The following is a 12,706-nucleotide window of genomic DNA, read 5'->3' on the forward strand; positions in this document are numbered from 1 at the left end:
CGGCATCCCGCGAAGGGGCGGCTCGCCTATTGCGGGCGGTTTTTTTGCAGCCAGGTCTTGAGGCGGGCGACGCCTTCGACCAGGCGCTGGGGGTCCTTGGAGGCGAAGCACCAGCGCAGCCAGCCCTGGGCTTCGGGGGCGAAGGCGTTGCCGGGGGCCAGGCCGAGGCCGGCTTCGGTGACCAGGCGCTTGGCGACGGCCAGGGAATCGTCGAAGCCGTCGAGCTTGAAGAAGGCGTACATGCCGCCCTTGGCCGCGACCACCTGCACGCCCGGGATCTCGGCGAGCAGGGGCACCAGCACGTCGCGGCAGGCCTTGAGGTGGGCCACGACGCGCGGCGTGATGTCGGGGCCGTGTTCGATGGCGGCGATGCCGGCGCGCTGCGTGAAGACGCTGGTGCAGGAGGTGTTGAACTCGATCAGCTTGCCCATGCCCTCGACCATCGCCGGCGGCATCACCAGCCAGCCCAGGCGCCAGCCGGTCATGAGGAAGCTCTTGGAGAAGCTGTGGGCCACGACCAGCCGGTCGTCGGGCACCGACACGTCCAGGAAGCTGGGCGCGCAGGCCTTGGCGGTCGGCTCGAAGTACAGGCGCTCGTAGACCTCGTCGGCCAGGATCCAGGTGCCGGTGTCGCGGCAATGGGCCAGGATGGCTTCCTGCTCGGCGCGCGTCAGCGTCCAGCCGGTCGGGTTGTTGGGTGCATTGACGATCAGCAGCTTCGTGCGTGGCGTGATGGCGGCGCGCAGCGTGTCGAGGTTGAGCGTCCACTCGCCGCCCACCGGCTCGAGCGGCACGGTGCGCACGGTCGCTCCCATGATCGCGGGCTGCGCGACCAGGTTGGGCCACACGGGCGTGACCGCCACCACCTCGTCGCCGGCATCGACCAGCGCCTGCACCGCCAGCATCAGGGCGCTGACGCCGCCCGAGGTGACCGCGATGCGCGCGGCATCGACTGCGGGATGCAGGCTGCTCGTGTAGCGCGCGATGGCCTCGCGCAGTTCGGGCAGGCCCAGGTTGTGGGCATAGAAGGTCTCGCCCTTCTGCAGCGACTCGATCGCGGCCTGACGCACCACCTCGGGCGTGACCTCGTCGCTCTCGCCGAACCAGAAGGCGAGCACGTCGTCGCGGCCCATGCCGGCGTTGGCGACCTCGCGGATCTTGGAGGCTTCGAGGTCATGGATGGCTTGGCGCATTGCTTCTTTCTCCTGGCCCTCAGGGCCGTTGCATCTGGCAGGTGGTGGGCATCTCGGCCCGTTCGGCGGACACGGTCTTCACCACGCGGAAGCCGTAGCCCGAACCCTCGACATCGAATTGGACACCGGGCGCACCCTGGCGGTCCATCACGCCCACCACCAGTTGCTGCTGGAACTGGTGGTCGGACGCGCGCATGCGGCCGCGCTGGCCGGCCAACGACACGTCGGCGCGCTCCATGGCACGCGCCACGGCGACCGTGTCGACACTGCGTGCGCGCTCGATGGACTGCGCCAGCGCCTCGATCACCAACTGCATGCGCATGTGCACGTAGTCCTCGGACGGCTTGGGGAAGCGCGCGCGGAAGGCGCGGTAGAAATCCTCGGAGGCCGCGGTCTGCACGTTCGGCAGCCAGTCGGCGACCGCGATCACGCGGCCGATGCCGGCCTCACCGATGGCCGCGGGTGCGCCCAGCGCATTGCCGTAGAAGGTGTAGAAGCTGCCGTTGAAACCCGCTTCGCGCGCCGCCTTGACCAGCAGCGTGAGGTCGTTGCCCCAGTTGCCGGTGACCACCGCCTGCGCGCCGCTGGCGATGATCTTGCTGGCATAGGGCGCGAAGTCCTTCACGCGGCCCATCGGATGGAGTTCGTCGCCCACGATCTGCACGTCCGGGCGCAGCACGCCGAGCTGGCGCCTGGATTCGCGCAGCACCGCGCGGCCGAAGCTGTAGTCCTGGCCGATCAGGTAGACGCGCTGGAGCGAAGCCTCGTCCTTCACCACGTCCATCAGCGCCGTCACGCGCATGTCGGCATGGGCGTCGAAGCGGAAGTGCCAGAAGCTGCAGCGCTCGTTGGTCAGCACCGGATCGACGGCCGAGTAGTTGAGGAAGAGCACGCGCCGCTGCGGGTCGCGCTCGTTGTTCTTGTCGATGGCGTCCAGCAGCGCCGCGGCGGTGGCCGAGGAGTTACCCTGCAGCACGATGCGCGCGCCATCGTCCATCGCGGCGCGCAGTGCCGACAGGGCCTCCTCGTTCTGCCCCTTGCTGTCGTAGCGCACCAGCTCCAGCCGGCGCGAACCGCCCGGCAGCTTGACGCCGCCCCGGGCATTCACGCGTTCGACGGCCCAGAGCAGGTTGCGGAACACGGCCTCGCCGGTGTTGGCAAAAGGGCCGCTCATGCTCTCGATCAGCGCCAGCCGGATCGGGCCCGCCGGCGCGCTCCTGGCCACCGACGGCAGGGCTGCCGCGCATAGCGCCGACGCAGCGAATTTCAAGGCCTGGCGACGCCAAATAAAGCTCTGATGCATTCTCTTGAAAGGCCTGGGCCCATGCCTAGATGGGGAGCAAGCGGCACTCATGTAAAGGCCGCGCAGTGTAAGGGACACACCTTCTTGTCCCGTCGTGTACATCAGGAGTTTCACCATGTTCTTCGCACCCGCCGTCCGCACCGCCCGCTTCGTTCCGCGCAGCCTCGATCGCAACTTCGAACGCTTCGTCAACGACGCCCTCGTGAGCGGCCCGCAACGATCGCTCCACGTCGAGCAGGACGACACCAGCTGGACCCTCACGCTCGACGTGCCCGGCCTGTCGCGCGACGAGCTCAGCATCGGCATCGAGGCCTCGGTGGTCCGCATCGAGAGCAAGGCCGAAGCCAAGCGCCAGTTCAAGGCAGCCTATGAACTGCCGCAGGCCATCGACGCCGCCACCAGCGAAGCCAAGCTCGAAAATGGCGTGCTCTCGCTCAAGCTCGGCAAGCTGGCGCCGGTCAGCAACGTCCACAGCCTGACCATCAACTGACCCGGTTTCCCTGCCTTCCGGACGCGCATTCAGGGCGCCACCGGAAGCAGCAGTTCAGCCGATCCGCCAAAAAGACCGCAATTCGCGGTCTTTTTTTTATGCTTCAATGTGAAATGAATGTAAAACATCGCGCTATGTGCTTGTTTTATAGAACTTTTTTCTTATTTTGAAGTCGCGGCTGCGCTGACGTCTCTCTTCAGCAGGTTCTCGACCTCAAGGGGACACTGTTGGACACACATTTGCATGCCGCCCGCCCGGGCACCCGTTCGGACACGCTCCTCGTGTTTCTGCCAGGCGCCTTCCTCCAACCCGAGGCGTTCGAGCGAGAGGGTTTCGTGAGTGCCGTGCGCGGTCACGATGTGGCCGCCGATGTGATGCTGGTCGATGCCAATGTCTCCTACTACTACGACCAGAGCTTCGTACAGCGTGTGCACGACGACGTGCTGACGCCGGCGCGCCAGGGCGGCTACAGCAAGATCTGGCTGGTCGGCATCTCGATTGGCGGCTTCGGGGCGCTGACCCACGAACTGAGCCGGCCCGGCCTGGTCGACGGCATTGTGGTGCTGGCGCCCTACCTGGGCCGCCGCCCCGTCGGTGCCGAGATCCAGAAGGCTGGCGGACTGCGCGCGTGGCAGGCGCCAGAATCCCCGTCCGACGACGAAGTCGACCGCAAGCTCTGGCCCTGGCTGCAGCAGTATGCGTCCCCCGAGCAGGCCGCCACCCTGCCGCCGCTCTATCTGGGTTACGGCCTGGCCGACCGTTTCGCCCCCAACCACCAGCTGCTGGCCGAAGTGCTGCCGCCGGGCCATGTGTTCACCACCGAAGGCGGGCACGACTGGCCGCAGTGGTCACGGCTGTGGCGCAGCATGCTCGACGTGCTGCCACTGCCCAGGCACGAAGAGGCCGAAGCGCTGCTCGCCTGCGCCTGAGTTCCCGGCGAGCGCGGCCCCACAATGGGCGCCGGGCGGCACCGGGGTGCTGCCGCATCTTTCAGGGAGCCACCCCATGAAGCGCCTCCAGGGCCTCGCCCTTCTCGTCGCGGCGTTGGCTGTGCCCGTGCATGCCGAAGGCATCGCGATCGTGCTGCCCGCGCCCTCCTCCGGCGCCACCGCCGAAGTCTTCTTCTCGCCCGACGCCGGGACCGACCGTGCCATTGCGCGCGCCGTGGGCGAGGCGCGCCGACGGGTCTGGGTCGCGGGCTATTACTTCACCTCCTCGACCCTTGCCAAGGCGCTGGACCAGGCCCATGCGCGCGGCCTCGACGTGCGGGTGGTGCTCGACAGCTCGCAGGCCACGCTCAGGTACTCGAGCGCCACCTACTTCCACAACCAGGGCGTGCCGCTGTGGATCAACGCGCGCTACCCCGTCATGCACCACAAGTTCCTGCTGATCGACGCCGACACCGTGGGCTTCGGTTCGATGAACTTCACGCGTGCGGGCGCCCAGCAGAACGCCGAGAACTTCAACCTGTTCCGGCGCTGGCCGCAGCTCGCGGCCACCTACGCGCAGGCGTTCGAGCGGCTGCAGGACGAATCCGAGCGCTACCGGCCCGGCATGACCTTCGATGCGCGCGGCGGCGCGGCAGGCGAAGCCAGGCCTTGACGAGGCCGGCAGTGTCGGCCCGCAAGCTCGGGCCCGCGCGCTCAGGCCAGCGCGTCTTCGGGCGCCCGCACCAGGCTGTCGAGCGGCCAGCGCGGCTTGACGTCGAAGGCATAGACCTCGGTCGGCTGCTGCATGCCGGCCTGCAGCCGCATGGCCGCGGCCATCGCGATCATCGCGCCGTTGTCGGTGCACAGGTGCAGTTCGGGGTAGTGCACGCGCACGCCACGCCTGGCGCAGGCCGCGTCGAGCTGCGTGCGCAGGTCGCGGTTGGCACCCACGCCGCCGGCCACCACCAGCCGCTTGAGGCCGGTCTGCGTCAGCGCCGTCATGCTCTTCTTCAACAGCACCTCGACGATGGCCGCCTGTGTCGCCGCGGCCAGGTCGGCCTTGCGGCCCTCGAGATCGTCGCCGAGCTTGCGTGCCTGCGTCATGACCGCGGTCTTGAGGCCGGCAAAGGAGAAGTCGAGGTCGCCGCTGTGCAGCAGCGGCCGCGGCAGCTTGAACGCCGCCGGATCGCCCTGCTCCGCCAGCTTCGCCAGCCAGGGACCGCCCGGGTAGGGCAGGCCCATGAGCTTGGCCGACTTGTCGAAGGCCTCGCCGGCCGCGTCGTCGATGGTTTCGCCCAGCATCTCGTAGCGGCCGACGCCGTCGACCCGCATCAGCTGGGTATGGCCGCCCGACACCAGCAGGGCCACGAAGGGGAATTCGGGCGCATCGGCGCTCAGGAAGGGCGAGAGCAGGTGGCCCTCGAGGTGATGCACGCCCAGCACCGGCTTGCCCAGCGCCGCGCCCAGCGCGCAAGCCACGCCCGCGCCGACCAGCAGCGCACCCGCCAGGCCGGGACCGCGGGTGTAGGCCACCACGTCGACGTCGGCCAGCCGCTTGCCGGCTTCGTCGAACACGCTCTGCGCCAGCGGCAGCACGCGGCGGATGTGGTCGCGGCTGGCGAGTTCGGGCACCACGCCGCCGTAGGCCTGGTGCATGGTGATCTGGCTGTGCAGCGCGTGGGCACACAGGCGCGGCAGTGCGGCTCCCTGCGTCTCCACCAGCGCCACGCCGGTTTCGTCGCAGGACGATTCGATTCCAAGTACGAGCATGGGTCGAGTGTAGGTGGCGCCCGCCTCCGAGGCACGGTTGTTGCTGCATGCCCTTGCGGGACACCCCCGCGACCGCCCAGGCCCTGCCCACGATGACCTCCGGACTGAATTTCTTGATTGCCGCCCTGCGGTGCGAAATCGATGCGCTCGACCAGTTGGGCCGCACCAGCGCGCTGGTGACGACCATCGCGCGGCTGGTGCATGCGCTGCAGCGCGAGCGCGGCCTGTCCAACGTGCTGCTGGGCTCGGGCGGGCGCCGTTTCGCCGGCGAACTGGCGGCCCAGGTGGCCGAATGCCGACGGCTGGAACAGCAGGTGCGCGCCTGCTTCGACCTGCTCGAAGCCGATCCGCGCCGCCTCGGCAACGGCGCGCGCCTGTTCAGCCGCATCGCCGCCGTGCTGCCCGGGCTCGACGCCCTGCCCGACCTGCGCCGGCGCATCGGCGGCCTGCAACTGCCGCCGGAGCAGGCCACGGCCGCCTTCGTCAAGCTCGTGGCCGGCCTGCTGGGTGTGGTCTTCGAAGCGGCCGACGGCGCCACCGACCCGGAGGTCTCGCGCCTGCTCGCGGCCCTGTTCAACTTCATGCAGGGCAAGGAGTTCGCGGGTCAGGAGCGCGCCTGCGGCAGCGCCGCCTTCGCCTCGGGCCGCAATGACGCCGAGCGGCAACAGCGCTGGCTGCACCTGATCGATTCGCAGGAACGCTGCTTCCAGGTGTTCTCCGGCTTCGCCGGCCCGGCACTCGAAGCCGAATGGCTGGCCGGCCTGCAGCCCGCGCAGACCGCCGAACTCGAGCGGCTGCGTCGCATCGCGTGCGCGGCCCCGCCCGGCACGCGGCTGGACCCGGAACTCAGCGCCGTCTGGTTCGACTGCTGCACGCGGCGCATCGACGCCATGCAGACCGTCGAAGAGCGGCTGACCGCCGACCTGCACCAGCTGTGCGATGCCAAGACCGCGCGTGCGCGCGCTGAACTGGCGGCCCACGAGCTGCTGCAGGCGCAGCTCTCGACAGAACCCCCCTTGCCGTCGACCGCCTTCTTCGACGAGCCGGCGGCCGGCGCGTCCGAAGGCGCGCCGCCCTATGGCCGCCAGCTCGAACGCTCGATCCTCGACATGGTGCAGGACCAGTCGCAGCGGCTGCAGGCCATGAGCGACGAACTCGACACCGTGCGCGCCTCGCTCAACGAGCGCAAGGTGATCGAGCGCGCCAAGGGCCTGCTGATGGCGCACCGCCGCCTGAGCGAGGAAGAGGCGCACAAGATGCTGCGCCAGACCGCGATGAACCAGAAACGGCGGCTGATCGATGTAGCCGAGTCGGTGCTGTCGATGGCCGAGTACCTCGAAGGCCCGCAGGCCCCCTGAATTGGTGCATCGCACAGGAAGCGTGCCTGCCGCCCGGGCATCGGTAGCCATGCCAGGGCACCGCTCTCCCCTGTAGACCCGACAGTCGATGCATCGCCGCGCCCTGGCACGGCCTTTGCATCGCATCTGGCACAGACCCACGGGTCTTCAGGCAGGCGGCATCCAACGGCGGATGCCACCCACCGCCCCGGACAAAGGCGTCCGTATCCCGCAGGGGCTCGTTCTTCGAGCCTTGCCTGCGCGATGCGGACGCCTTTTTTGTTTTCTGTTCCCGTCATTTCCTTCCGGAGTCCGCCCCATGTCCGATCTGCTGAAAACGAAGTTGAGCCGCCGCCGCGTGCTGCAGGCCGCCGCCCTCGGTGCCGCCGGCATCGACCCGGCGCTGCGGGCGCTGGCCTACGCCCAGGGCTCCGACAAGCCCGAGAAGGAGGAAGTCAAGATCGGCTTCATTCCGCTGACCGACTGCGCCAGCGTGGTGATGGCCTCGGTGCTGGGCATCGACAGGAAGTACGGCGTGAAGATCGTGCCGAGCAAGGAGGCCAGCTGGGCCGGCGTGCGCGACAAGCTGGTCAACGGCGACCTCGACATGGCCCATGTGCTCTATGGCCTGGTCTACGGCGTGCACCTGGGCGTGAGCGGGCCGAAGAAGGACATGGCGGTGCTCATGACCCTGAACAACAACGGCCAGGCGATTACGCTGTCGAAGAAGCTGGCCGACAAGGGGGCGGTCGATGCGCCCTCGCTCGCGAAGCTGATCGCCAAGGAAAAGGGCGACTACACCTTCGCCCAGACCTTCCCCACCGGCACCCACGCGATGTGGCTCTACTACTGGCTGGCTTCGGCCGGCATCGACCCCTTCAAGGACGTGAAGAACATCGTGGTGCCGCCTCCGCAGATGGTGGCCAACATGCGCATCGGCAACATGGACGGCTACTGCGTGGGCGAGCCCTGGAACCAGCGCGCGATCATGGACGGCATCGGGGTCACGGCCATCACCACCCAGGACATCTGGAAGGACCATCCCGAGAAGGTGCTGGGCTGCACCGCCGACTTCGTGAAGAAGTACCCCCACACCGCGCGCGCCGTGACCGCCGCCATCCTCGAGGCCGGCCAATGGATCGACACCGGCCTGCAGAACAAGAACAAGATGGCCGAGACCATCGCCGACAAGAGCTACGTCAACACCAGCGTCGACGCCATCAACCAGCGCATCCTGGGCCGCTACACCAACGGCATGGGCCGGAACTGGGACGACCCGAACCACATGAAGTTCTACAACGACGGCGCGGTGAACTTCCCCTACCTGTCGGACGGCATGTGGTTCCTCACGCAGCACAAGCGCTGGGGGCTGCTCAAGGAGCACCCGGACTACCTCAAGGTCGCCACCGAGATCAACCGCATCGACATCTACAAGCAGGCCGCCACGGCCAGCAAGACCCCCGTGCCCGCCTCGCCCATGCGCACCAGCAAGCTGATGGACGGCGTGGTGTGGGACGGCAAGGAGCCGAAGAAGTACGCCGAATCCTTCAAGTTGCATGCCTGAGGAGAACACCATGGTCAGTGCCGTCTTTCATTCGCCGCTCGATGCCTCGCCCCCTCTCCCGCGTGCGGGAGAGGGCCGGGGTGAGGGTGTGTCCCGCGCAGAAGCGGCCCCTCCTCCGCAGCCCCTTGCAAGGAAGGAACGAAAGCCCCTCGACCTGCGCGCCTTCTGGATGCGCGTGCTGCCACCGCTGGTCGGCTTCGGCCTGCTGTTGCTGGTCTGGGAGCTGATCGCCATGAACAGCAGCACCGGCTTCCCCTCGCCGCTGGTGACAGGCAAGCAGGCGTTGACCGTCTTCGCCGACCCGTTCTACAGCAAGGGCCCGAACGACCAGGGCGTGGGCTGGAACGTGCTGGCGTCGCTGCAGCGCGTGGCCCTGGGCTTCGGCCTGGCGGCGCTGGTGGGCATTCCGGCAGGCTTCGCGATCGGCCGTTTCGAGTTCCTCGCGCGCATGTTCAACCCGCTGATCAGCCTGCTGCGGCCGGTCTCGCCGCTGGCCTGGCTGCCGATCGGCCTGCTGGTGTTCAAGGGCGCCAACCCGGCGGCGATCTGGACCATCTTCATCTGCTCGATCTGGCCGATGGTGATCAACACCGCGGTCGGCGTGCAGCGCGTGCCCAGCGACTACATGAACGTGGCCCGCGTGCTGAACCTCAGCGAATGGAAGATCCTCACCCGGATCCTGTTCCCCGCCGTGCTGCCCTACATGCTGACCGGCGTGCGCCTGGCCGTGGGCACCGCCTGGCTGGTGATCGTCGCGGCCGAGATGCTGACCGGCGGCGTGGGCATCGGCTTCTGGGTGTGGGACGAGTGGAACAACCTCAACGTCGCCAACATCATCATCGCGATCTTCGTGATCGGCGTGGTCGGGCTGGTGCTCGAGTTCGCGCTGATCAAGGTCGCCACCGCGTTCACGTTCGAGGAGGTGAAGTCATGAACGAACTGCAGAACAGCCGCTTCATCGAGATCAGCGACGTCGGGCAGACCTTCAAGACGGCCAAGGGCAGCTTCCAGGCGCTGCGCGACATCCACCTGACGGTGGCCAAGGGCGAGTTCGTGGCGCTGATCGGCCACTCGGGCTGCGGCAAGTCGACGCTGCTCAACCTGATCGCCGGCCTCACCCAGCCGACGCAGGGCACGCTGCTGTGCGCCAACAAGGAGATCACCGGCCCGGGCCCCGAGCGCGCGGTGGTGTTCCAGAACCACTCGCTGCTGCCCTGGCTCAGCTGCTACGAGAACATCTTCCTGGGCGTGGAGCGGGTGTTCGCCGCCACCGAATCGAAGGCCCAGCTCAAGGCCCGCACCGAGGCCGCACTGGCGCTGGTGGGCCTCACGCCCGCCACCCACAAGCGGCCCGGCGAGATCTCGGGCGGCATGAAGCAGCGCGTGGGCATCGCGCGCGCGCTGGCGATGGAGCCCAAGGTGCTGCTGATGGACGAGCCCTTCGGCGCGCTCGACGCGCTGACCCGCGCGCGGCTGCAGGACGAGCTGCTCGCGATCGTGCAGAAGACCCGGAGCACGGTGGTGATGGTCACGCACGACGTCGACGAGGCGGTGCTGCTGGCCGACCGGATCGTGATGATGACCAACGGCCCCGCGGCCACCATCGGCGAGGTGCTGCCGGTGAAGCTGCCGCGCCCGCGCCACCGCGTCGAACTCGCCGAAGACCGCGACTACGTGCACTGCCGCAAGGCGGTGATCGACTTCCTCTACACGCGGCAGGGCCACGTCGAGAAGGCGGCCTGACGAGCCCTCCCCCCTAGCACAGGCCGAGTCGGTCCAGCGCCGGCTGCAGGCCCAGCAGCTCGATCGTCGAGGTGCCGCGCTCGATGGCCAGGCGCTGCGCCCGCTCCTTGTCCTCGCGCGCCAGGCTGCTCGCCAGCGCTGCCGCCACCTCGTCCTGCGGCACCACGACCAGGCCGTCGCGGTCGCCCACCACGATGTCGCCCGGGTGCACCACGCCGCCGCCGATGGCGAGCGGCGCGTTCAGCACACCCGGCTGGTTCTTGCCCGTGCCCTTGATGGACAGGCCGCGGCAGAAGACCGGAAAGCCAAGGCCCACGATGGCGCTGGCGTCGCGGACGCAGCCGCTGATGACCAGGCCTGCAATCCCCTTGTGCATGGCCTGCAGCGTCAGGACATCGCCCCAGGGACCGGCCTCCATGAAAGCCTTGGCGTCCACCACCAGCACATCGCCGGGGCGGGCCTTCTGCACCGCCAGATGCAGGATCAGGTTGTCGGCGGGCCGGGCGTCGACGGTGAATGCCGGCCCCACCAGGATGCTGCCCGGATCGAGCGGCTTCAGCCCGCTGTCGAGGGCGCCCCTGGCGCCCTGCGCCTCGTACACCGTGGCGGCCCCCAGGCGGCGCAATGCGTCGAACTGGGCCGGCGTGCATGTCGTGTTCATCTTCAATCCACCTTCGCGCCGGAACGCTTGACCACCGTCGTCCAGTAAGGGACTTCCTTCTGGATGAATCCGTTGAATGCCTCGACGCTGCCGCTGACGTCGGTCGAGCCCATGTCCTTGAGCTTCTTCGCCACCGAGGGCGCGCGCAGGGCCTGGTTCAGCGCCTCGTTGAGCCGCTGCACCACCGGTGCGGGCGTCTTCGACGGCACCAGCACGCCATACCAGTTCTCGATCACGAAGTCGTCGAAGCCCGCCTCCTTCATGGTCGGCACATCGGGCAATCCGTCGACCCGCTTGGCCGCCGTGGTCGCCAGCACGTGCACGCGGCCACCGGACAGGTGCGGCCCCAGCGCCGTGGTGGTCTCGAAGGCCATCGAGACCTGGCCCGACAGCACGTCCGTCATGGCCGGCCCCTGCCCGCGGTAGGGCACGTGCAGCAGGTCCAGCTGGCGGTCGGTCTTGAGCAGTTCGCCCGCCAGGTGCTGCGGGCTGCCCGCGCCGCCCGATGCATAGGCGTACTTGCCGGGCGCGGCCTGCACCAGCTTCACCAGCGCCCCCAGGTCCCTGGCCGGCACCCGCGCGCTGTTGACGTAGAGCAGCAGCGGCACCGAGGCCACCGCTCCCACGCCCACCAGCGCCTTGACCGGGTCCAGGCGCAGCTCGTAGAGGGTGCGGTTGATGACCACGCCCGTGTTGTTGCCCAGCAGCGCGGTGCAGCCGTCGGGCTGCGCGCGCGCCACGAACTCGGTGCCGATGTTGCTGCTGGCGCCGCCCCGGTTGTCGACGATCACGGTCGCGCCCAGCGCGGTCGCCATGCCGGGCGCGACGAGGCGGGCCAGGATGTCGGTGGTGCCGCCGGGCGGGTAAGGCGAGACCAGCGTGACGGTCTTGCACGGGAAGGGCGCGCCGGCCGCGTGGGCGCTGGCAACCAGGGTGAGCGCCGCGGCGGCATGCGCGAGGCGGAAGGCGAACTTGCGAACGGTCATGGTGTTTTGTCTCTGGGGTGGATGTCGATCGGCCCGCCCTGCGCCGCGGGGTCGGGCGTGCGCTCAGTGGCCGGGCCGCTGCAGCGTGTGGTAGCCGAACTGCCGGCGCGCCTCCCGCAGGGGCACGCCGTCCAGTGCCGCGTCCAGGATGCGTTGCTCTCGCTCCCGCGTGTGCAGCGCCTTGGCCAGCACCTCTTCCACACGCGACGCCGGAACGACGACCACGCCGTCGGCATCGCCGCAGACCAGGTCGCCGGGCATCACGCGCACGTCGCCCAGGGACACCGGTCCGTTGACCGCCTCCACCTGCACCCGGTCCTTGCCGGTGCGCATGAAGGAGGCCGAGGCGTAGAGCGCATAGCCGGCCGCGTCGGCTTCGGCGATGTCGCGGCAGGCACCGTAGACGACCGTGCCGCCCACGCCGCGCCGGGCCGCCACCTGGCTCAGGATGCCGCCCCAGACGGTGCAGTCCGGGCGGCCGCCGTTGTCCACCACGACCACCGCGCCCGGCGGCACGTCGTCGATGAAGTCGCCCACGGTGCCTGGCGCGTCCTGCGAGATCGGCACCAGCCGGACCGTGAAGGCCGGGCCCATCAGTTTCCTGGCGCCGGCCACGTGGCGGATGCCCAGGGCGCTGCCCGGGAGCCGCAGTGCATCGAGCGCATCGGAGATTTCAGCGGTGGTGAGCGAACGGGCCGCGTCGTCGGCGGACGCTGGCATGGAGAGGACG

The 12,706-nt window shown here is 68.9% G+C and carries 13 protein-coding genes; 7 read left to right on the forward strand and 6 right to left on the reverse strand.

The features are described from left to right. Positions 1 to 26: 26 nt before the first annotated feature. On the reverse strand, positions 27 to 1,193 hold the full coding sequence (locus tag K0H49_RS23850) for a pyridoxal phosphate-dependent aminotransferase (RefSeq protein WP_219217893.1): 1,167 nt from the start codon (positions 1,191 to 1,193) through the stop codon (positions 27 to 29). A 19-nt stretch (positions 1,194 to 1,212) separates the two neighbouring features. Next, the gene (locus K0H49_RS23855; protein ID WP_219217895.1) at positions 1,213 to 2,496 is read right to left on the reverse strand and encodes a branched-chain amino acid ABC transporter substrate-binding protein; all 1,284 of its coding nucleotides are present in this window, start codon (positions 2,494 to 2,496) and stop codon (positions 1,213 to 1,215) included. Between the two features lie 115 nt (positions 2,497 to 2,611). On the opposite strand from K0H49_RS23855, the gene K0H49_RS23860 reads away from it, so the two are divergent. The 3 genes from K0H49_RS23860 (at position 2,612) to K0H49_RS23870 (ending at position 4,588) form a co-directional block, all read left to right on the forward strand. After that, entirely contained in the window at positions 2,612 to 2,986 is a 375-nt protein-coding gene (locus tag K0H49_RS23860) for an Hsp20/alpha crystallin family protein (RefSeq protein WP_219217897.1), read from the forward strand. A gap of 335 nt (positions 2,987 to 3,321) precedes the next feature. Beyond that, on the forward strand, positions 3,322 to 3,915 hold the full coding sequence (locus K0H49_RS23865; RefSeq protein WP_374122407.1) for an alpha/beta hydrolase: 594 nt from the start codon (positions 3,322 to 3,324) through the stop codon (positions 3,913 to 3,915). A gap of 76 nt (positions 3,916 to 3,991) precedes the next feature. After that, positions 3,992 to 4,588 carry a phospholipase D family nuclease gene (locus K0H49_RS23870; RefSeq protein ID WP_219217902.1) on the forward strand — a complete coding sequence of 199 codons (597 nt, stop codon included), beginning with the start codon at positions 3,992 to 3,994 and terminating at the stop codon, positions 4,586 to 4,588. A 41-nt stretch (positions 4,589 to 4,629) separates the two neighbouring features. Here K0H49_RS23870 and tsaD read toward each other — a convergent pair whose 3' ends face one another. Further along, positions 4,630 to 5,685 (reverse strand): tRNA (adenosine(37)-N6)-threonylcarbamoyltransferase complex transferase subunit TsaD, encoded by a 1,056-nt coding sequence (gene tsaD / locus K0H49_RS23875; protein ID WP_219217904.1) that lies wholly within the window; start codon positions 5,683 to 5,685, stop codon positions 4,630 to 4,632. 92 nt (positions 5,686 to 5,777) lie between these two features. Here tsaD and K0H49_RS23880 point away from each other — a divergent pair, with 92 nt between their 5' ends. From K0H49_RS23880 to K0H49_RS23895, 4 genes are all read left to right on the forward strand, one after another. Next, positions 5,778 to 7,043: a nitrate- and nitrite sensing domain-containing protein gene (locus tag K0H49_RS23880; protein WP_219217905.1), complete on the forward strand. Its 1,266-nt coding sequence runs from the start codon at positions 5,778 to 5,780 to the stop codon at positions 7,041 to 7,043. Between the two features lie 298 nt (positions 7,044 to 7,341). Then, entirely contained in the window at positions 7,342 to 8,586 is a 1,245-nt protein-coding gene (locus K0H49_RS23885; RefSeq protein ID WP_219217907.1) for a CmpA/NrtA family ABC transporter substrate-binding protein, read from the forward strand. A gap of 10 nt (positions 8,587 to 8,596) precedes the next feature. Beyond that, positions 8,597 to 9,520, forward strand: coding sequence for a nitrate ABC transporter permease (gene ntrB / locus K0H49_RS23890; RefSeq protein ID WP_219217909.1), 924 nt, complete (start codon positions 8,597 to 8,599; stop codon positions 9,518 to 9,520). Then, the gene (locus K0H49_RS23895; protein ID WP_219217911.1) at positions 9,517 to 10,329 is read left to right on the forward strand and encodes an ABC transporter ATP-binding protein; all 813 of its coding nucleotides are present in this window, start codon (positions 9,517 to 9,519) and stop codon (positions 10,327 to 10,329) included. The genes ntrB and K0H49_RS23895 overlap by 4 nt, the downstream gene beginning before the upstream one ends. Before the next feature lie 13 nt (positions 10,330 to 10,342). Here the strand turns inward: K0H49_RS23895 and K0H49_RS23900 are convergent, their stop codons facing one another. The 3 genes from K0H49_RS23900 to K0H49_RS23910 all read right to left on the reverse strand — a co-directional run bounded on the left by K0H49_RS23900 (position 10,343) and on the right by K0H49_RS23910 (position 12,696). Then, positions 10,343 to 10,990 (reverse strand): RraA family protein, encoded by a 648-nt coding sequence (locus K0H49_RS23900; protein WP_219217913.1) that lies wholly within the window; start codon positions 10,988 to 10,990, stop codon positions 10,343 to 10,345. 2 nt (positions 10,991 to 10,992) lie between these two features. After that, positions 10,993 to 11,976, reverse strand: a complete 984-nt coding sequence (locus tag K0H49_RS23905; RefSeq protein ID WP_219217915.1) for a Bug family tripartite tricarboxylate transporter substrate binding protein — start codon at positions 11,974 to 11,976, stop codon at positions 10,993 to 10,995. Between the two features lie 63 nt (positions 11,977 to 12,039). After that, on the reverse strand, positions 12,040 to 12,696 hold the full coding sequence (locus tag K0H49_RS23910) for an RraA family protein (RefSeq protein WP_219217917.1): 657 nt from the start codon (positions 12,694 to 12,696) through the stop codon (positions 12,040 to 12,042). Positions 12,697 to 12,706: the final 10 nt, after the last annotated feature.

The sequence above is a fragment of the Variovorax boronicumulans genome (assembly GCF_019352895.1).
GTDB classification, from domain to species: domain Bacteria; phylum Pseudomonadota; class Gammaproteobacteria; order Burkholderiales; family Burkholderiaceae_C; genus Variovorax; species Variovorax boronicumulans_A.

What these genes read in the sequence shown, in the direction of transcription:
- K0H49_RS23880 (WP_219217905.1), top strand. Translation starts at nt 5,778, where the DNA reads ATGACCTCCGGACTGAATTTCTTGATTGCCGCCCTGCGGTGCGAAATC.
- K0H49_RS23895 (WP_219217911.1), top strand. Translation starts at nt 9,517, where the DNA reads ATGAACGAACTGCAGAACAGCCGCTTCATCGAGATCAGCGACGTCGGG.
- K0H49_RS23860 (WP_219217897.1), top strand. Translation starts at nt 2,612, where the DNA reads ATGTTCTTCGCACCCGCCGTCCGCACCGCCCGCTTCGTTCCGCGCAGC.
- K0H49_RS23850 (WP_219217893.1), bottom strand. Translation starts at nt 1,193, where the DNA reads ATGCGCCAAGCCATCCATGACCTCGAAGCCTCCAAGATCCGCGAGGTC.
- K0H49_RS23870 (WP_219217902.1), top strand. Translation starts at nt 3,992, where the DNA reads ATGAAGCGCCTCCAGGGCCTCGCCCTTCTCGTCGCGGCGTTGGCTGTG.
- K0H49_RS23855 (WP_219217895.1), bottom strand. Translation starts at nt 2,496, where the DNA reads ATGCATCAGAGCTTTATTTGGCGTCGCCAGGCCTTGAAATTCGCTGCG.
- K0H49_RS23885 (WP_219217907.1), top strand. Translation starts at nt 7,342, where the DNA reads ATGTCCGATCTGCTGAAAACGAAGTTGAGCCGCCGCCGCGTGCTGCAG.
- K0H49_RS23905 (WP_219217915.1), bottom strand. Translation starts at nt 11,976, where the DNA reads ATGACCGTTCGCAAGTTCGCCTTCCGCCTCGCGCATGCCGCCGCGGCG.
- ntrB (WP_219217909.1), top strand. Translation starts at nt 8,597, where the DNA reads ATGGTCAGTGCCGTCTTTCATTCGCCGCTCGATGCCTCGCCCCCTCTC.
- K0H49_RS23910 (WP_219217917.1), bottom strand. Translation starts at nt 12,696, where the DNA reads ATGCCAGCGTCCGCCGACGACGCGGCCCGTTCGCTCACCACCGCTGAA.
- tsaD (WP_219217904.1), bottom strand. Translation starts at nt 5,685, where the DNA reads ATGCTCGTACTTGGAATCGAATCGTCCTGCGACGAAACCGGCGTGGCG.
- K0H49_RS23900 (WP_219217913.1), bottom strand. Translation starts at nt 10,990, where the DNA reads ATGAACACGACATGCACGCCGGCCCAGTTCGACGCATTGCGCCGCCTG.